The following is a 19,107-nucleotide window of genomic DNA, read 5'->3' on the forward strand; positions in this document are numbered from 1 at the left end:
TGAAACCCAGCCCGCAAATAATCTGAAACAGTCCGATGACAGAAAATCGGGGAAATAGCTATATTCGTCTTTTCTGTAATATACATACCTGGAACGGGATATGCCCGTAACGTGTTACAACTGTGAGGAGGATCTCCCGGTTCAACGGTACCACGTCCATCTTTCCACGGGCGAGGTTCTAGAGCTAGTTCTCTGTGAGGGGTGTCGCTACAAGTTCGTCACCTCGGACTGGGTAGCCGCCGTCATTTAGGATTCGGGGAGGACGATTATCGGTGCGCTCGGGGCAGTTGGGCTGACGGCTGCCGATGATGACGGGCGCTTCATCGCCTGTAGAGATATCCGAGCAGATGGGTCGCAGGTGTCTGTCGCCCGTCTTCGCGCGGACGGTATCGAAGTCGTCGATGTGAACGGCGAACCGGTCGCTGAGGGGACTGTCAATACCCACGACTGGATTCGGCCACAACCCCGTAACGGCTCACCGACACTCCCAGTCCTCTCGGATAGCGACGCACTGAAACCAGCGAACCTCTCGTGATGACGAATTACCCCGCGACCACGAGTTCTCCCCCACGCTCCTCGGTGTTCGTACCAGAACTATAATGATTGTTCGATGCTAACATAGAACACGATGCTCTTCGCGAAGATCTATTTTGATCTAGATCGGGATTGCATCCTCAGTGAACTCACCCAAAATTCGGTCGAGCCGTTCTACGTTTCGCAGGAGAAAGTCCACGACGACGAGATGATCACACTGGTTATCGACGCGGGCGACCAGCAACGACACTTCCTGGAGCGGTTACGTGAGTCCCACCAGGTGACACATGCTGAGGCGATCGACGACACCCGCTTGCTTCTCACCAAACGTTCGTGCGGGGCGCTGCCGGTCATTCGATCGAATCACGGGATGCTTCAGGGGATGGATATGGTGAACGGGAGCCAACGCGTATTCAACGTCGTCGTCTTCCGGCGGGAAGACCTTCGTACGATCATGAACGAGTTGGACGAAATCGGAAGCGTCCGACTCGGGAAACTCCTGCCGCACACGGATCGGACTGCGTCGCTCTCGGCACGACAGTCGGAGGTCATCGAGGCGGCGCTGGATGCTGGCTACTTCGATTGGCCGCGCCGAACAGACGCCCAAACATTGGCGAATCAACTCGGGATCGCACACTCGACTTTGCTCGAGCATCTCAGAAAGGCAGAGAAAAAACTCATCGAGGTGGCGGTCAGCGACGTGCGTACGCCAGAGATGTCTACGCCTGATGAGCGGAAGTTCGTCATCGACGAACCGATTTGACGACCACCGCGGCACGAAGGCGAGATATCTGCCTTGATCGTCGATATTGACATCCTCCCGCGCCTGAAGACGCGGGAATCCCACGGCACCGCACCGCTGGATTGGGATATTAGGGTTTGCAGTCGACCACTTGTTCTCTCGGTGAGAATCCGTGAGACAAGTCGTGAAGGTAGACTCCGGGCTGTGCCAACCAGCCGGTACTCCTATCTCCACCCAAACTGGACGAAGACTCGGAGTTACTTTGATTCATGTCGAGACGAATATTCTCCGCCCCATTCACGTCGGCGTTGAACGCCGCATCACATTCCTCGCAGACGTACAGACCACGTTCGACACGCTGACTATCGTCTTCCCTACCGCACACGCAACACGTCTTACTCGTGTCTCGCTCAGACACTCCCACGACTTCGATACCCTTGACCTTCGCCTTGTACGTGAGAATCGATGTGAAACGGTCGAACGCCCACCCGTGCAGATCGAGATTCCCGTGGCGACCCCAGTTCTTCGAGTCGCCATTTTCGTCTTCTCGAACGCCAGCGAGTTTCCCGACGTTGATTCGCCCAACTCCTCGCTCCACACACCGTTCTACGATGTGCTTCGCTAAGGAATGGAAGAAGTGAGTGCGGCGCTCCGACCACTTGTGGTGGAGGCGGGTTGCTCGTTCACCGCCCGAGTCGTCGCAGTTGGCAATTTCTTTCGGAAAGTAGTAGCCATCCTGTTTGAGGCGGTTGCCGGGATACAAGTCGGCGTCCTCGGTGCTGTACGCGACGGCGGCGAAGTTACAGATACCGAGGTCGATACCTGCTGTCTCGGTACCGGGTGCAGTGGGCGGCTCGATTTCTTCTTTGCAGACGAGATGCAGTTCCCACCGACCCTTCGCGTTGTCGTAGACAGCCCGAACCTGTTGCAGGTTTTCGACCGTGACACCGGGCCGGGTCTCGTACTCGACAAGGATGTATTCCAACGCTCTCGGGTGTTCCTTGTGATTTGCACCCTTCGAGAGCCTGACGCGGTTGTGCTTGGTGTCGTGCCGAATGCCGTTTTGCTTCCACGTCACCGTGCTATGGGGGTGTTCTTCGTGGACGCGGTTTCCAGCATCGTCGTAGTAGTTTTTCTTGCGGTAGCCGGGCGGATTCGCTCGGTCGTCGGACTTCCTCTTGCCGTACCATGAGTTGAAGGCTTCAGCGAGTTCCTCCAGAACGCGCTGACTGGACTGCGAATGCATTCCCTTGTATTTGGTGTGACCTTTCAACTTGTCTTTGAGGTCGCCGTGGTCGGGAATCTCGCCCGTTTCATCCCAGACTTCTCTGGAATGGTAGTTGGCGACGTTCCAGAGTTTGCTGGCCGACCACCCATGCCGGTCGAGCAAGTCCTCTACCTGTGAGTGGTTGAGGATTTTCGCTCGATGAGTACGGTGGACTTCCAGCATTCTGAACGTCTGTATAATCACTTATATTCGCGTCTCTTGTAAAAATTCGGATTGAGGACGGTGGAATATCCGGCCCTGCTATCGACAGTAGATTGTGGAACGGGTTGTCGGATTCATCCCGCGCCTCAAGGCGTGGGTATTCTCCTTGTTGTAGTATAATGAACCTACACTTGTAGGGGGAAGGCAATCAACCCCCGAAATCTATGTTACTAGTTGTCATGGGTTGGGAGAATTTCACCAGACGACGATTTCTACAAACGACTGGCGCGGTATCTGCAATAGGACTCGGGGGAATGGCCAGCGGTCAGGGAACGACGACGATCCGGTATCTCACGGATCGTGGTGATTCCAAGCAGGTGATAGATGAGATCATCTCTGACTTTGAATCGGAGTTCTCACAGTACACCGTCGACGTCACGTTCACCGCGAAAGGGACATCGACCGACCAGGAGATGCAAAAGATGGTCGCGGCGGGCAATCCGCCGGATCTCTTTTTCGACACCTCGACGGACGCCTTCCGCTTCCAGCGTGATGGCGTCCTCGCCCCGGTGACTGGGGCCGTTCAGGGGAACGACCTTCCCGATCCCGTCAATATCGGTGGCGAGTCGTTCTTCGCCGCGACGATGGTGGAACCGCTGATGGGCTGGTATCGCAACGACCTCTATCCCGAAAATCCGACGACGTGGGAGAACTGGCTGACCGAAGCAAAGCGCGTCACCGAAGAGGAGGGGACGAATGGCTACGTCATCCAATCGGGGCAGACGAACAACGCCGATACGCAGCACACGCAGTATCTCTGGCAAAACGACGTCGATATCTACAGTGGTTCCTCGGACGCGATCGAGGTGACCGTCGACCAGGGCGAGAATCGACAACTCGCTATCGAGACGTATCAGTGGGTACAGCAGATGTCCCAGTACTCACCGAACGGCAGTGGATGGGAATGGGGTGACGCCATCGCGGCACTACAACAGGAGAATGCCGCCGCCATCGTCAGCGTCGGTGGGTTGCCAGTGCTCACGATCATGGCAAATCGGCCTGACCTCGTCGAACGCCTGAGTCCGATGCCGTTCCCGGTTCCACAGGGGAAAGAGCAGGATAAGTGGTGGGCGTACATGGAAGGCCACCTCGTCCGTAACGACGGAAACGCGACCGAGGGTGCTCAGGAGTTCGTCAACTTCTTCAACAGTTCCGACCGGTTCTTCGACTTCGTGCTGTCAGCGCCGCTGTTCCAGTTCCCGCCGAACCGACAGCAACTCGACAGTCCGCCCATGAATAACAACGAGACGCTCCAGCAGTTCCCCGAGGTGTTGAACATGGTTCGGAACAACTGGGACGTGTTCACCTCCGTACTCGCCACCGGTGACGAGGGGGCACCGAACATCGTCGCCGCCGACGCCTACGGCAATCAGGTGTTCGGACAGGCGGCCGACCAGTTGCTCGTGGGGGACTTGTCGCCGGAGGAGACGGTCGATTGGCTCGGCCAGCGCCTACGCGCACTCCAGCGATGACTCGCCGTCGATGACGATGAGTACGGCACACGAGATTCGATCTTCGGTGGGACGTATCGATGGTACGACCCTACTGTTACTCGTTAGCTTCGTCCCACTTCTCGGGTTTTTCACCATCGTCTGGGTCGTGCCGATAGTCTACGCGCTGACCATGAGTCTCTTCGAGAACCCGGTTCGGAACCCCGTGTTCGTCGGCCTCGGAAACTACACTGGTCTCCTCACGGAGCCGTCCTTCTGGACACATCTTTGGAACAGCGTCGTCTATGCGGTATCGACCACGGTTCTCAGCCTCCTCATCGGACTGGGACTAGCCCTGGTTGTCAATCAGCGGATTCGAGGAGGTGTCGCGCTCCGAACGATGATGATATTTCCCTATCTCCTCCCGACGCTCGTCGTCATCTTCCTGTGGAAGTTCATCCTCGACCCGAACATCGGCATTCTCAACCAGATACTCCTCCAGATGGGACTCATCGAAGAACCGGTGGCGTTCTTCTCGACGCTGACGTGGGCGATGCCTGCCGTCGTCGTCACGAGCGTCTGGAAGTTCGCGTCGTTCGCGTTCTTCATCCTGTTGGCGCGTCTGCAGGCAATCGACACCGACCTCTACGAACGGGCCCGGGTCGAAGGCGCGACGACGTGGCAGGCATTCCGAGACATCACGTTCCCGCACCTCCGGGGAGCCATCCTCATCATCCTGCTCGTCCGGGGTATCTGGATGTTCAACAAGTTCGACATCATCTATCTCTCGACGCGGGGCGGCCCGTTGGAGGCGACGACGACGCTCCCGATTCGTGTCTTCCAGATCGCCTTCAACGAGGTGGATTTCGGACAAGCGACGGCGCTCGCTGGCATCATGTTCTTCCTGCTCGCCGCGACGGCGATAGTTTACTTCCGGGCGTTCACCCCAGAGAAGGAGGTGACCGCCTGATGGCCGTCACGTCCGCGCGCCACCTCCTCTCGTATCGAACACAGAAGCGACTCAACCGAATCGTGCTGTATCTCACCGCACTGTTGATCTCGATCTTCGTCACAGTACCGGTGTACGTGATGGCGGTCATCGCTGTCCAGTCGCCCGCCACGACGTTCGCTGGCGGACAGGTGAACCTCGTCCCGAGCGAGGTCACCGTACGGAACTTCCGCGTTCTGCTGACAGAAACCAGCACCGTCCGATACTTCACGAACAGTCTCATCGTCACCATCAGTTCGACGCTTCTCTCGACGGCCATCGCCGTCGCCGCGGGGTACGGATTGACTCGCTTCGAATTTCGTGGCAAAAGCATCGCCGCGCGGGCAGTCCTCTTTTCCTACATGTTCAGCCCAATCGTGCTGGCGATACCACTCTACGTCATCTTCTTCGCGCTTGGGCTGTTGAACAGCTACTTCGCCCTCACGCTCGCGCTGACGGCGATTTCGACACCGTTCGCCATCTGGCTCCTGTGGCAGTACTTCCAGACAGTTCCCATCGAACTCGAGGAATCAGCCTGGGTACGCGGCGCGGGACGGTGGCGAACAGTCTGGGACGTCGTGCTACCGGTCGCGCGGCCTGGGTACATCTCCGCGGCCATCTTTTCTTTCGCCGTGGCGTGGAACGACTTCACGATGGCGCGGGTCGTGATGAGCGAGGACGAGATGTACACCATCACCGTCGGTGCGAGCCTGTTTCTCGACCGCGTGACCATCGGTTGGGGGGAGACGATGGCCGTCTCGCTGCTCATCGCCGTCCCGCCGTTCCTGATAGCGTTGTTCCTGCAGAATTATTTGTTACAGGGCTTCAGCGTCGGAGGGCTCGACTGATGGCGAAACCGATCCATCTCCGTGGCGTTCGTAAGGAGTTCCGAACACTGGGCACGACGCACGTCGCCGTCGACGACATCTCGCTCGACATCCCGGCGGGGTCGTTCACGACCATCGTCGGCCCGTCCGGTTGTGGCAAGACGACGATGCTCCGGATGATCGCCGGACTGGAAACGCCGACGAGTGGCCGGGTGTCGTTCGGAGAAACAGACGTCACTGACCTGCCGCCGCAGCGACGAAACGTCGCGATGGTGTTCCAGAGCATCGCACTCTACCCACACATGACCGTTCGAGAGAACATCGGCTATGGCCTGAAGATTCGGGGTGTTCCGAAAGACCAACGTGACAGCCGTATCGAGGAAGCCGCCGAAACGCTCCAGATAACCGAACAGCTCGAAAAGAAACCGGCCGAACTCTCCGGCGGTCAGCAACAACGGGTCGCACTCGGTGGGTCGTTCGTCCAGAACCCCGACGTCCTCCTGCTCGACGAACCGATGAGCGACCTCGATGCGAAGCTGAAATCGGAACTGCGGGTGGAAGTCCAGCGCCTTCACCAGGAACTGGATGCTACCGTCGTCTACGTCACCCACGACCAGACGGAGGCAATGACGATGAGTGACTACGTCGTCTTGCTGAACGACGGTCGCATCGAGCAGTTCGATCCGCCGGAAACCCTCTTCCACAAGCCCGTATCGGAGTACGTCGCTCGCTTCATTGGAACGCCGTCGACCAACGTAATCGATTGCACGGTCACTCGAGAGGGAGAATCGGTCACCCTCGTAGGACATGGACTGTCTGTTCCGTTCCCCGACGACGCACTCGCGGACAGAGGGGGAGAAAATGTCAAACTCGGCGTCCGTCCACAGTATCTCTCGCCCGTCGGTGGCGAGCGAGCAGGAGGGTCGCAAACCTCGGATAGCGAGCGCGGGAGTTCTGGCAGAGAACACGAGTTGACGGTCGTGGTCGAAGTGGTCGAACCCCTCGGCACCGAATCTGTCGTCCACGCTCGAACCGAAGATGGGACGCGAATCGACGTGGTCTCTGACACCGTCGCAGGAATCGAACCCGGTGACAGACTCACGGTCGGATTCGACCGGCGGCACACCTTCGTGTTCGACGGCAGTGGGAAAACGATCCTGTTCGGCAACACGCTTCACGCCGACGGGCAGACGGAGTCACTGCAATGACGACGGACGAACCGCCCCTCACGGACGTAACGGTCGTCGAACTGGGACACATCATCGCGGGACCATTCTGCACGCTGCTGCTCGCAGATCTCGGCGCGGAGGTTATCAAGGTCGAACACCCCGAGGGTGGTGACTCCGTCCGTGATTCGAGCCCCGTCGGCAACAGTTCGTTCAACTACGTCAACCGGGACAAGCTGAGCGTTACCATCGACCTGAAATCAGAGGATGGTGCCGCGGTCTTCGCCGACCTCGTCGCTCGTGCCGACGTAGTGGTCGAGAACTTCGCGCCCGGAACGGTCGACCGAATCGGGGTCGGGTACGACGACCTGCGGTCACACAATCCCGATCTCGTCTACTGTTCGATCAAGGGATTCAACGACGGACTCTACGAGGGCTACCCGGCGTTGGACCCGGTCGCCGAGGCGCTGAGTGGTCTGATGAGCGTAACCGGCAATCCCGGTCAGCCCCCAGTTCGCGTCGGCACCAGCGTCGCGGATATGGTCGCTGCGCTGTACGGAGCGGTCTCCATCATCGCCGCGCTGTATCAGCGCGAACACACCGGAGAAGGGCAGAAGCTGACAGTACCCCTGTTCGAGAGCACGGTCGCGCTCATGGGATATTGGCTCGCGTACACCCAGTCGTACGACGACGTCCCGGAACCGCTCGGGGCGAGTCACCCGAACTGGTCTCCCTACGACGTGTTCCAGACAGACGATGATTCGTGGGTGTTCGTCGGCCCATCATCACAGCGTCAGTGGGAAACGATGTGCGACGCGCTCGACCTGCAGCTGCACGAAAACGAGCGGTTCGCATCGCCGGAGTCGCGTCGACGCCACGACGACGAACTAAACGAACGTCTCACCGAAGCGTTCAGCACCTTCAAAGCCGATGAACTCGTGACCCGGCTCCGAGAGGTGGGTATCCCTGTCGCGCCAGTGAATGATACTCGGGATGTGTGCGACGACCCGCACCTCGACGCGACGGACGCGCTCGCGGAAGTATCCACGGTCGAAGGGAAAGAGACGACGGTTCGAGTGCCGCGATTCCCGGTCGTTTCGTCCGGGTACGCTCGGATCGACTCGAAGAATCCTCCCCGACTCGGCGAGGATACGGTGGCGGTGCTTCGAGCTCTCGATTACTCCGACCAACGAATCGCAGAGCTTCGGAACGCAGGGGCGATCTAGTCTTCGATTCGCTTCGCCAACTCGATCGCTTCCGACAACGTCAAATCGCCGTTCGCGTCGTCGAACGCTTGCAGTAATGCACTTATGTTCGAGTCCGACGGGTCAACGCTCGCACGTTCCAATAGCCGTCTCGCCGCTCCACTGCCGCTCGCCGCCCCGAACCGCAACCGCCGTTCGCCACCGAACGCTGCCGGGTCGAACGCCTCGAACGTGGCAGGGTCGTCCAACATCGCCGCCGTGTGTAGTCCCGACTCGTGCTCGAACACGGTTCGACCAACGAGAGGCTTCTGTGGTGCGACCTCCTCACCAAGAGTATCGAGAATCGACTCGACAGCGCGAATAAGATCAGCCTGGTTCACGTTCGTTTCGACCTGCTCTGAGCCAACCTCGCCAGCGACGACGAACTCCTCGAGTGGAGTGTTCCCAGCACGCTCACCAAGACCGGCGACCGTCACGTCTACCTTGCCGACACCTTGGTTCACGGCGGCAAGTGCGTTCGCCGTAGCCACGCCCAGGTCGTTGTGAAAGTGAACCCCGACAGTGCTGAGATCACCGTCGAGTGCGTCGAGAGTCGTACGCACGCCCTCCGGAATCTGACTCCCAACCGTGTCTGCGATAGTCACGTACTCTGCGTCGATCGAATCGAGAAGTTCGCGAAGAAACTCGGTGTCGGTTCGGAAACCATCCATCGCGGTAAAGTGAACCTCACATCCGGTTTGACGGGCACGATGGAGCGTATCCTGTATCTTCGTCCTGAGGTCGTCACGGCTCGTCCCGAGTAGTTGCTCGCGCTGGCGGTCACTCGTCGGCGCGAACAGATCGATGACGTCGACACCCGCCGACGATGCGGCATCGATGTCGCTTTCGATGGCACGTGCGATACCTGTCGTCTTCGCATCGATATCGAGCGTTTCGCAGACGCGCTGGGTTCGGTCGTCCGCCACCGGAAAGCCCACCTGAACGAAGTCGACCCCGAGTTCGTCGAGTTTTCTGGCTGCTTCGATCTTCTGCTCGACCGTGTACGTGTGCTCCACTCGCTGTTCCCCCTCCCGCAGGGTGGCGTCCAGGAGCTTCATCGTTCGATACGTCGGTGTTCAGCGGTGAAATTCCTTGCTATGGGATGAAATACGGGCCAGCGTTATCGACTTGTTACCGCATAGTGTCGAATACGATTCCGAGTACATCGCCGAGTTCACGCATCTGACCGGTGCCGACGAGGTAGTAGGTCGTCGCCTCCACGCGGTCTTGCCACGCTGGCCGGTCGTCGTCGCCCCATTTCTTTCCAACACCGATGTCACCTGCTCGAATCCGGTCGGACGCCTCTCGTGCAAGAACACCTGCGAACGGCGAATCGTGCTCCGCTCGAACCGAGCGGAACGTCCTGGCAGCACGGCGTTTCTCACGAAATGCGTTCCCCGAATCGTAGTCGGTGTCGTCGGGCGACACGCCGAGTTCGGAGAGCGCGAACTCGTGTGCTCGGCGGGCGAGGAGTTCCCATGCGACCTCGACGACGTGTTGAACAGTGTGTCCAGGACGATAGCTGTCTTCATCGAATCCGATTCGAAAATCGGTATCGTAACAGAGTGTCAGGAGTTCCCACCTGGCCGCACCATATGGCGTCTCCTGGGTGAGTTCGAGTTCGTCTGCTACTTTCGTTCGCATCTCGTCGCGCCTTGGGAACCTGTTTATTTCGGACATGAGCATCGTCAACGAATCGTCCAGTACCCCCGCATACGGACGAGTGTCGTCTCCGAGATTTTCACGATACAGGTCACGGTAGTAGCGAGCGTTCCGGAGTCGTTGTTCGGCCTGGATGTGCGACCCCCACGTCCTCGCAACGTCGTGGTTCGAGTAGTCGTCGGCGCTGGCGACGCCGCCAGCGTACGTCCCGGAACGATGTGAATCTAGTCGGGCGAGCGAGAGGTCGCGTTCGACGAAGTAGAGGTATGCGAGGTCTCGGGCCGGATTCGAGACTGGATAATCACCCAGGGAGTCGAGAACGTTGTCTGCTGCCATCCGAAGTTGGTCGCCGCGTTCGACGAGTGACTCCGGATCGACTTCGTCCAGTGCGACCTTCGCGTAACCGATGACTTCGCTAGCGAACTGCATCCCGTACGTCGCCGCGAACAGGCGTTCCCAGGGGTCTGATTCATCTTTTGCCGACCCTAACCAGCCACCGGACGGGTCGCTGTTGTCGAGGGAGAACGCGAGGTCGTCGGGGAGCGAGTCGATGTCGATTCGGTCGCGAAGGCTGTTCGCTTGCTCGACCGTCTCTTCGAGGAGAGCGACCGCTTCGTCGGCGTGGGTGGCGGTGATCTCCGGCCTCCAGATGTGACTGGGCGGTTCAGGAAAAACCCGGAGGAGATAGTCAGTCACCCGATCGGGAAGCCACGTTGGCGCGAGGAAACCGGTGCTAACGAGACCACCACCGAGAGTTACCCCAGTGCCGGCAAGGAGGGTTCGGCGAGTGAGTGAGATGTCGGGAACCATCTGACTGTATTTCGATCCTGAAGGATTACAAACGTATCGCTCGGCACATACGTCAATAAATATCAATGAAGGAGATGGTACGCTCCCGATCCGTCGATGGTCGCCATCCGCTACTGTCGAGTCAATCGTCGATCGAAACCGGGTCGTTCTGAGCCGCAATCGTACAGAGTGGGTCACTCGCTAGCGGATCTCCAGTCGTCGCGTATGCTCGTGCGCGCGACCCACCACATCGTTCGTGGTGTGGGCAGACACCACACGCACCGTTGAATCGGTCGGGGGTACGAAGCAACCGGAGTAGTGGTGCCTCTCGATACAGATTGACGAGGCTCTCATCACGGACGTTGCCGATTTCGACCGGGAGAAAGCCCGACGGATACACCGATCCAGTATGGCTGACGAACACGAATCCTTTCCCGTCACCGGTCGACCCTACCTTCGGGTCAGTGCCTCGCTCTTCGTGTTCGATCTGTCGTGCGACCCGACGATAGTGTGGCGCTTCGACGGTGATCAAGCGGAAATCGGCGCTTCGCTGTCGTCGATACAGCCATTCCAGTGTCTGTTCTGCCTTCGGTGGAGACAACGGCTCAAGTGCAGTTCCTCGACCGATAGGAACGAGAAAGAACACTTCCCACATGACCGCATCGAACGCTTCGACGATGTCCGTAATCTCGGGAAGATCGTGGACTGTCATTGCCGTCACGGTGGTATTGATCTGGATCGCGAGTCCGATATCGGCCGCGTATTCAGCGATGTGACGAATCGTCTCGAACGACCCGGCTTCACCCCGAAATGCATCGTGCCGGTCGGCGGTGGCTCCGTCGAGCGAGAGTGCGATGCGGTGTACCCCCACGTCCACGAACCGATCGAGGACTGATTCGGTCAGGGCGGACGTCGGTGCCGGTGTTACCGCCGTCCGTAACCCGTTCATCGCGGCGTACTCCAGCAATTCGAAGAGGTCGGTTCGTTCGAGTGGGTCGCCACCGGAAAACACGAGAATTGGGGTTGGAGAACCGAATTCCGTGATTTGGTCGAGGAGTTCCTTGCCTTCACCAGTGGTCAGTTCGTCGGGGTGGCGTTCTGGCTGTGCATCAGCCCGGCAGTGATCACACGCCAGTTCGCAGGCTTGTGTAACCTCCCAGGTGATGATGAGGGGGTTCTTACTGTAGTCACGTTCGTGAGGAGCGTATCCGTCCTGTTCTTCGTGTGAGGCGTTTGAGGCCATCGTTTCTACTTGAGATGGAGTGTTCCGTCATGTCTGACTGCACGGTTCGAGCCAATCGTCTGATGTGGTCTGTTTCTAGGGGTCGTTTCGTCACCTACGCCGTCGCTGCCTGCGTGTTCGCTGATCACCCGGTCGGTCGTGGTCTGAACCACGATATCGATCAATCCCATTCGAACCGACGATCCGTATCGAAGGAGCGGTCGGTTACCAACGTACTTCGTTTTGGAATCGCCTTCGTTACACGAGCTATTCCGCTACGTTCCATTCACGTAGTAAAAGAACCGTCAATCCACGAATCCAGTTCCAATATATCGGGGGATGTCAAAGCGTCAAGTCGACACGAATCTACGGACTGACGGCGACCAGCGTCCTGTCTCAACTGTCGATCGATCTCGATTCGAGCAATCTCGTGGGTCGAAGGCCGTGGTTTCACGAATTCGTGTCGCCGCCAGGTATTTCGTCCCCTGACGAGTTTTCCTGTGACCCATCGGCATCGAACTCGGGACCACTTGGTTCACACCCCGGTTCGTCGTCTTCCTCGAATCCGGCTTCGAGCGCGTGTTAACTAATGTAGAGTATCGTCGGATTCATCTCCGCCCTGAAGGGCGGGGTTTTCTCCTTGATTTCCCGTGAGTCGCCCTAGAAGTACGTGAAATCAGATACGTGGTACGTGGACACGCGGGCAGGGGTGTGCTCGGGGAGTGCCGACGTCAATCGCTTCGTCTGTGCAGCGATTTCGATCTCATCCATCGGATTACTCTGTTGAAGCCACTGTTCAGAACCGTCCGACCCAGAAACGGTGAGGGGTGATACGTAGACGATGTCGTGCGAATCCAGTGGTAGTCGGTCGATGAGGTCGATGGTCGTAGACAGATGCGTACCAGCAAGTTCATGACCGCCAACGCCGGCCATAACGATCACGCCGGTTCGAATTCCGGCTGACTTCACCCGTTCGATGCCGGTGACGATCTCGTCGGGTGTCTGGGGCTTCTGGAGTTGGTCGAGTACCTCGGACGACCCCGATTCGACGCCGAAATAGACACCTTCTAGCCCACGGTTTGCGAGCGTCTCGAATTTCTGCACGGGTGTGTTCGCGGCCGTTCGGACGTTCAGAAACGTGTGAACACCCTTCTCGTACTGCTCCGGTAGTTCGCGGGCGACGACATCGAGTATCCCAGTGAGCATCTCTTCCGAGGCGGCGAGTGGGTTCGCATCACCCAAGAACACGGTTCGACGTGATCGAAGCCCACGTCCAAAGAACGATTTGACCGCCGCGACGTGATCTTCGAACTCCGGAATCGACCGTACTTTCATCTCCGAGTCGCGGTAGAGCGTGCAAAACGAACAGTCATAGGGACAACCGGTGACTGCTTGAAGCACGATGGCTCGATACTGATCCGGAGGAAGCATGCCGACCGGGCTAAACACCGACTCGAAGTGATGCTTTTCCCGATCCAACTCATCGACGGAGGAGTCCAACACACGGCGAATCGATTCGGATTCGGCTGCCGAGAGGTTTGGGCTGGACTCATCGAAAAGCGGTCGGAGATATCGCGTCGCCGTTTCGTACGCGGTCCCCATGAGAGAATCCCGGGTCGAAGGAGAGACCGCCTGAGAGCGACGGATTCGAACCTGTTCACCGTTCAGCGTCGAATCCTCCCACCATTTTTCCAATATCGAATTGTCTAATCCGCGGTGGTATACGTGGTTCCCGTCGTAGAACGTCGTCAGTCGACCCGCGGCATCGAACTGGAATACACGACCGTTTCGTTCGAGCGCTACACTTTCGGCCGAGACGGACAGCGTGATATCTTCTGAACGGTGGTTCATGGTTAGTTGGCGTAGTTCTGAGTTGCTGATGCGATTGTAGTACGATCGTTTCGAACGCTCGAAGTGAACACGTGCCAGCCGTGGCGGCAGACACTTCGCTGTGTACTCCGACCGGTGAACGTCTTCGTTCTGTGTGCCATGGCGTTACTCGTCGACGGACAACTCCTGTTGTCGCCACGTCGTCCAGTCGTACATCCGTTGGACCTCACCACCCTGCTGGCGGATAGCAACAGCAGTGGTGAACAGGAATGCGCCCACGAGGACTGTGCCGATTATCCAGAGTGCGTCGGTGAAGCTCCGAAGTGTGTGTTCGTACTGGCCGATGAGTTCCACGAATACGACGATCGTCACGCAGAGGATGGTCGGTAACAGGTGTCGAGTCAGTGCCGCGATGCTCGTCCCCTCGTGGCGCTTGACCGTCAGGACGCTGTAGAACAGTGCCCACATCGACGCGGTGATCCAGCCAACGGAGACGACCAGTCCCATCCAATCGCGGTTGCCGAGGAAAGTGAGCCACCACGACGCGATGAAGCCTACGACCACGAGGTAGTCGAACCACTCGGGAAAGACGCGGCGGTGCTCGTCCGATCGACCGGAGAAGTACAGCGCTCGGATACCGAGCGCAAGAAAGAGGATGAAGAACAACGTCGCACCCTCAGCGAACGTCGCAGCCACCGCAGAGGTGTACAAAACGTCCAGCAGTCCTGCCACTCCGTAGACGACACCGGCGGCGATTCCGATACCGAGGTACCACCAGCGTATGCTGTCAGGTTCAGCGAGGACGTGGTGGACGTAGGCGTACAGGTAATAGAGGAGGACGACAGAACCGAGTGCCACAACGATGTAGGCGAGACTGCGACTCAGAGCCACCGTCCTGGCAGCGTCGGTCGCGAGTGGCACGATTTCTGGTACCGTTGGGAACATACGTGACTATCGTCTCCCAACTCCCATTTAACCGTACGGCGATTATCACCTGCTGGAAACCGCGTCGTTCAGGCACCACATTTTCGTCGTTTTTTGTCTGTCAGATGTGTATTCGAGTGGCCACGTCACTTTTCAAAACGGGATACATAGGATGACGAAATCACGCACCTCGGAAGTGATTTTCAGGGAAAACTACGCAATGAGCACACCGCCAATCCACATTTTACACGTCGACTCCGATCAGACCGGGGGTTCCGTATCGACAGAGTCGGTCGGAACGATCTCGTTCGATTTTCACGTCGAGACGGTCGAGTCCCCCGAGGCTGCCATCGACCAGTTACAGACCTCGACTTACGACGCGGTCATCAGTCGGTACGAACTCGATTCGACGGATGGCATCTCTTTCCTTTCCTCGGTCTTGTCCGACTATCCATCCATAACCACGGTTCTTCTCACGGACGACATCACTGCCGACCTGCTGCAGGAAACGTACGCTGCAGGCATCGACGAGGCAGTCCCGACCTCCGACACTCCGGAAACCAGTGAAATCCTGACTCGACGCCTGCAGACCCACCTCGATAGGCCACAACCTGCGAAAGCAGACGGATCGTATCCGACTCGGATTCTGAAACGAATATCGCCGCACAGTCCAAATTGAAGAGTCCCGCACAGCAGTTGGAATCACTTGCCCGTACGACACCCGATGCCATCCTCACCATCGATACGAACAGCATCATCAACTTCGTGAATCCAGCTCTCGAGGAGATCCTGGGCTATACGCCCAGGGAGGTGATCGGTGAGCCGTTGACGATGCTGATGGATGACCACCTCGCCAAGCAACACCGAACTGCGTTCCAACGGTATCTCGACACCGGTGAGCAACGACTCGACTGGGAGCATATCGAACTACCAGGCCGACATAAAGACGGTCACGAGGTTGCACTCAGCATCTCATTCAGCGAACTGACCTACGAGGGTGAGCGGTTCTTTACTGGGATCATCCGGGATATCGGCGAGCAAAAGGAACTCAAGGCGGAACGTGAACTCCTGCACGACGTCACCCGAAAGATCGCCACCGTCGACACGTTCGGTGCGGGGCTAGAAATCGCGTTGGAGGAGGTCGGCGAGGCGATGAACTGGGAATACGGTGAAGCATGGGTGCCCGACGATGACGAATCGCATCTCGTCCATCATTCGGCGAGCTACGTTGCATCGGATGATTATACGAATTTCTACGATGCCTCCACATCGATGACGTTCGACTGGGGCGAAGGGCTACCAGGTCGAGTCTGGGCGTCCGGTGAGGCCGAATGGATCTCTGACGTGTCCGATGAACCCGAACCGACGTTCGTTCGCACCCATACTGCAACAGAGTGCGGACTACAAGCAGCGATCGGCGCTCCGATCGTCGCCAACGACGAAGTCGTCGCGGTTCTCGTGTTCGTGATGCCAGAATACCGCAAACCAGATAAGGGGATGATGGAAGCCACTGCGGGGGTTACGGCGAGCCTCGGTCGTCTCATGCTTCGAAAACAAGCCGAGCAAGCACTTCGAGAGGAGCGGAACCTCAAAAATCGTCTCCTCGAAACCAGTCCGGTCGGAATCGTCATCATCGACGCAGATGGACATTTCGACTACGTCAACGACGCCGCCGAAACCATCCTCGGTCTCCCTCCCGATCACAACGGCCATCCGAGATACGACGACCTCGAGTTACAGACGCTCGACAAATACGGAGAACCCCTCGACGAACGGCAGCGTCCATATCGGGAGGTTCTCGATACTGGGGAATCGCTCCAGCGAGAAGTCCAGATTCGCCGCCGAGATGGGGACCACCGCTGGTTGTCCGTGAATGGGGCACCACTCGAAAACGAGGACGGTGAGGTCACAAAGACGGTGTTCGCCTTCGAAGATATCACCGACCGGAAGAACCGAGAACGGGAACTCGAACAAGCCAATGCGATGTTGGAGACGGTTTCTGACGGTGTGTACGCGCTCGACGAGGACGGACGGTTCATCAGCATGAACCAGGCGTACGCGGAGATGATCGGGTATTCTCGTGAGGAGCTGCTCGGCAAGCCCGCTACGACCGTCACCTCCGAACTGATAAACGACGACGCCGAGCGGATTCAGGCCGAACTCGCCGAGTCGGATCAAGAAATGGTGGCGTACGAAACCACGCTCGAAACCGCTGATGGTGACCTCGTGCCTATCGAAGCTCGAATATCGCTGTTCGCGATCGGCGACGACCGTCGTGGGAGGGCAGGTGTGGTTCGGGATATCAGTGTGCGCAAACGTCGGGAAGAACAGCTCAAACAACTCAACGAACTTGCACAGGCATTGACGACGGCGGAGACGACCCAGGAGGTCTGTGAAATCGCGGTCGATACTGCCCACGAAGCACTCGATCTTCCCATCACCGAGATCGAACACTACGACGAACAAACCGGTCGATTGCGACCGAAGGCTCGCACGCGCGAGGTAAAAGATATCGTCGGTGACGACCTGCTTTTCGAGTCGGAGCGCGACCTCCCGTGGCGGGTGTACTCCGAACAGGACGGTCGGATCATCGACGACATGATAGCGGAGACGGAACTTCCCGAGACCGAGACACCATTACGGAGTGCGATCGTGCTCCCGATCGGGAACTACGGTGTGTTTATCAGCGGGGCGACCGAACCGGAGGAGTTCGATGAACAGGAGAGCACGCTCGCGAGCATCTTCGTGGCGACCGTCAAGGCTGCCCTCGACCGTGTCGAACGCGAGGAACAACTCCGAGATCGCACCGAAGAACTGGAAGATCGAACGGAGACGCTCGACCGCGTCAACCGGCTCAATTCGGTGATCCGTGAGATCACCCAGGTATTGACACAGGCGTCCACTCGTGAGGAGATCGAACAGACGGTGTGTACGATGCTGGCGAATTCAGACCCGTATCGATTCGCCTGGGTCGGTAAACAGAACGCGATCGGTGGCGAGATCGTCCCCCAAACGTCCGCGGGAGTCGAACGAGGCTATCTGGATGCGATTACGGTCATGGCGGACGACTCGCCGACTGGAGAAGGTCCAGCAGGGCGGGCAGTCGAGACGCACGAACCGCAGGTACAGAACAACCTTCACAGTGACCCGCCGTTCGAGCCGTGGCGAACCGAAGCCATCCAGCGGGGATATCGGTCGAGCATCTCGGTACCACTCGCCTACAAAGAAACGCTGTATGGTGTACTGAATCTCTATGCTGGGACACCGGGCATCTTCGACGAGTTAGAGGTGACGGTGCTGGGCGAGTTGGGGGAGATGATCGGGTACGCGATCAACGCGTTGGAGCGCAAGAAAGCGCTCGTAAGCGATTCGGCGGTGGAACTACAGTTTCGAATCGCGGACGAATCGATCGCAGCGGTACAGTTCGCCAGTGAGGAAAACAGTCGATTCCAGTTCGAAGCGTTGGTCGAGCAGGCGGATGGCTCGCTTCGAGCGTTCTTCACGATCGCCGAGAGTTCCCCCGAACGAGTCGACCGGTATGCCAACCAGTCGGCGGCCATCACCGAATTGAACTTGATCGCGGAACGGGAGTCTGGATATTTCTACGAGGCGATCGCGAGCGAGTCGAGCTTTCTTGCCACGCTGTTGGAATCGGGGGTGCATCCGACCGAACTGACTGCCACGTCCGACGGTGCGCGGTTGACGGTCGAACTGCCCAGCTCCGGGGATATCAAGGCGTTTCTAGAGATGTTCCTGAACCGGTACACCGATGCAGAACTCGTTGCTCGCCGTGAACTCGCCCGCCCGATCAAGACCGAAGAAGAGTTCCAGGCAGTCTACAAAGAACGGTTGACCGAGCGCCAAGAAGAGGTTTTGCGAACCGCGTACTATGCCGGATTCTTCAACTTCCCGCGTGACAGTTCCGGGAGTGAGGTTGCAGAGATTCTCGACGTCTCGCAACCTACCGTGAATCGCCATCTCCGGAAAGGAGAACGCAAACTGTTCGACCTCGTCTTCGAAGACGAACCGGGGATGGAGCCAGAACGGTAGGTGAACTTCAGAACAGGGATCTTACCACCAGTATCCAGTTCATTTAGTAGATAGAACAGTAGTAAAGGGTCCGAGATTCGTTACTCGAATTGGCACTGTCTAGTTTAGCTCCTCCTCGATAGGCGTTCGGTTGGTGAGCGATTGATGCGGTCGTTGGTGGTTATAGTAATGTACAAATTGTTCAAGCCACCGCTGGACGCTCGGCCGACT

The 19,107-nt window shown here is 58.0% G+C and carries 17 protein-coding genes; 10 read left to right on the plus strand and 7 right to left on the minus strand.

What is annotated here, in order from left to right; translation table 11 throughout:
* Positions 1 to 100: 100 nt before the first annotated feature.
* The 3 genes from ACR3FE_RS15570 (at position 101) to ACR3FE_RS15580 (ending at position 1,297) form a co-directional block, all read left to right on the plus strand.
* The gene (locus ACR3FE_RS15570) at positions 101 to 250 is read left to right on the plus strand and encodes a hypothetical protein (RefSeq protein WP_458208150.1); all 150 of its coding nucleotides are present in this window, start codon (positions 101 to 103) and stop codon (positions 248 to 250) included.
* 108 nt (positions 251 to 358) lie between these two features.
* The gene (locus ACR3FE_RS15575; protein ID WP_458208151.1) at positions 359 to 535 is read left to right on the plus strand and encodes a hypothetical protein; all 177 of its coding nucleotides are present in this window, start codon (positions 359 to 361) and stop codon (positions 533 to 535) included.
* Positions 536 to 628: 93 nt separating this feature from the next.
* Positions 629 to 1,297, plus strand: coding sequence for a helix-turn-helix domain-containing protein (locus ACR3FE_RS15580; protein WP_458208153.1), 669 nt, complete (start codon positions 629 to 631; stop codon positions 1,295 to 1,297).
* A gap of 109 nt (positions 1,298 to 1,406) precedes the next feature.
* Here ACR3FE_RS15580 and ACR3FE_RS15585 read toward each other — a convergent pair whose 3' ends face one another.
* On the minus strand, positions 1,407 to 2,726 hold the full coding sequence (locus tag ACR3FE_RS15585; protein WP_458208155.1) for an RNA-guided endonuclease InsQ/TnpB family protein: 1,320 nt from the start codon (positions 2,724 to 2,726) through the stop codon (positions 1,407 to 1,409).
* 293 nt (positions 2,727 to 3,019) lie between these two features.
* Between ACR3FE_RS15585 and ACR3FE_RS15590 the strand changes: the two genes are divergently transcribed.
* Genes ACR3FE_RS15590 through ACR3FE_RS15610 form a run of 5 tightly spaced genes read left to right on the plus strand, consistent with a single transcriptional unit; the run spans position 3,020 to position 8,402 of the window.
* Complete coding sequence (locus ACR3FE_RS15590) at positions 3,020 to 4,237, plus strand: ABC transporter substrate-binding protein (protein WP_458208157.1); 1,218 nt, start codon at positions 3,020 to 3,022, stop codon at positions 4,235 to 4,237.
* Positions 4,238 to 4,253: 16 nt separating this feature from the next.
* Entirely contained in the window at positions 4,254 to 5,165 is a 912-nt protein-coding gene (locus ACR3FE_RS15595; protein WP_458208159.1) for a carbohydrate ABC transporter permease, read from the plus strand.
* Positions 5,165 to 6,031 carry a carbohydrate ABC transporter permease gene (locus ACR3FE_RS15600; protein ID WP_458208161.1) on the plus strand — a complete coding sequence of 289 codons (867 nt, stop codon included), beginning with the start codon at positions 5,165 to 5,167 and terminating at the stop codon, positions 6,029 to 6,031. The genes ACR3FE_RS15595 and ACR3FE_RS15600 overlap by 1 nt, the downstream gene beginning before the upstream one ends.
* On the plus strand, positions 6,031 to 7,218 hold the full coding sequence (locus ACR3FE_RS15605; protein ID WP_458208163.1) for an ABC transporter ATP-binding protein: 1,188 nt from the start codon (positions 6,031 to 6,033) through the stop codon (positions 7,216 to 7,218). The genes ACR3FE_RS15600 and ACR3FE_RS15605 overlap by 1 nt, the downstream gene beginning before the upstream one ends.
* Complete coding sequence (locus ACR3FE_RS15610; protein ID WP_458208165.1) at positions 7,215 to 8,402, plus strand: CaiB/BaiF CoA transferase family protein; 1,188 nt, start codon at positions 7,215 to 7,217, stop codon at positions 8,400 to 8,402. The genes ACR3FE_RS15605 and ACR3FE_RS15610 overlap by 4 nt, the downstream gene beginning before the upstream one ends.
* Here the strand turns inward: ACR3FE_RS15610 and ACR3FE_RS15615 are convergent.
* The 5 genes from ACR3FE_RS15615 to ACR3FE_RS15635 form a co-directional block, all read right to left on the minus strand.
* The gene (locus ACR3FE_RS15615) at positions 8,399 to 9,478 is read right to left on the minus strand and encodes a LeuA family protein (protein WP_458208167.1); all 1,080 of its coding nucleotides are present in this window, start codon (positions 9,476 to 9,478) and stop codon (positions 8,399 to 8,401) included. The two genes, ACR3FE_RS15610 and ACR3FE_RS15615, sit on opposite strands and share 4 nt — an antisense overlap.
* A gap of 73 nt (positions 9,479 to 9,551) precedes the next feature.
* Positions 9,552 to 10,892, minus strand: a complete 1,341-nt coding sequence (locus ACR3FE_RS15620; RefSeq protein WP_458208168.1) for a transcriptional initiation protein Tat — start codon at positions 10,890 to 10,892, stop codon at positions 9,552 to 9,554.
* A gap of 121 nt (positions 10,893 to 11,013) precedes the next feature.
* Positions 11,014 to 12,114, minus strand: a complete 1,101-nt coding sequence (locus ACR3FE_RS15625; RefSeq protein ID WP_458208170.1) for a TIGR04053 family radical SAM/SPASM domain-containing protein — start codon at positions 12,112 to 12,114, stop codon at positions 11,014 to 11,016.
* A 639-nt stretch (positions 12,115 to 12,753) separates the two neighbouring features.
* Positions 12,754 to 13,695: a radical SAM protein gene (locus tag ACR3FE_RS15630; RefSeq protein ID WP_458208171.1), complete on the minus strand. Its 942-nt coding sequence runs from the start codon at positions 13,693 to 13,695 to the stop codon at positions 12,754 to 12,756.
* 393 nt (positions 13,696 to 14,088) lie between these two features.
* The gene (locus ACR3FE_RS15635) at positions 14,089 to 14,868 is read right to left on the minus strand and encodes a hypothetical protein (protein ID WP_458208173.1); all 780 of its coding nucleotides are present in this window, start codon (positions 14,866 to 14,868) and stop codon (positions 14,089 to 14,091) included.
* 199 nt (positions 14,869 to 15,067) lie between these two features.
* On the opposite strand from ACR3FE_RS15635, the gene ACR3FE_RS15640 reads away from it, so the two are divergent.
* Positions 15,068 to 15,526 carry a response regulator gene (locus tag ACR3FE_RS15640; RefSeq protein WP_458208175.1) on the plus strand — a complete coding sequence of 153 codons (459 nt, stop codon included), beginning with the start codon at positions 15,068 to 15,070 and terminating at the stop codon, positions 15,524 to 15,526.
* The gene (locus tag ACR3FE_RS15645) at positions 15,523 to 18,897 is read left to right on the plus strand and encodes a PAS domain S-box protein (protein WP_458208177.1); all 3,375 of its coding nucleotides are present in this window, start codon (positions 15,523 to 15,525) and stop codon (positions 18,895 to 18,897) included. Before ACR3FE_RS15640 ends, ACR3FE_RS15645 begins: the two co-directional genes overlap by 4 nt.
* A gap of 99 nt (positions 18,898 to 18,996) precedes the next feature.
* Here the strand turns inward: ACR3FE_RS15645 and ACR3FE_RS15650 are convergent.
* The coding region (locus tag ACR3FE_RS15650; RefSeq protein ID WP_458208193.1) for an integrase core domain-containing protein at positions 18,997 to 19,107 on the minus strand (111 nt) is incomplete at its 5' end.

The sequence above is a fragment of the Haladaptatus rarus genome, from assembly GCF_054177585.1.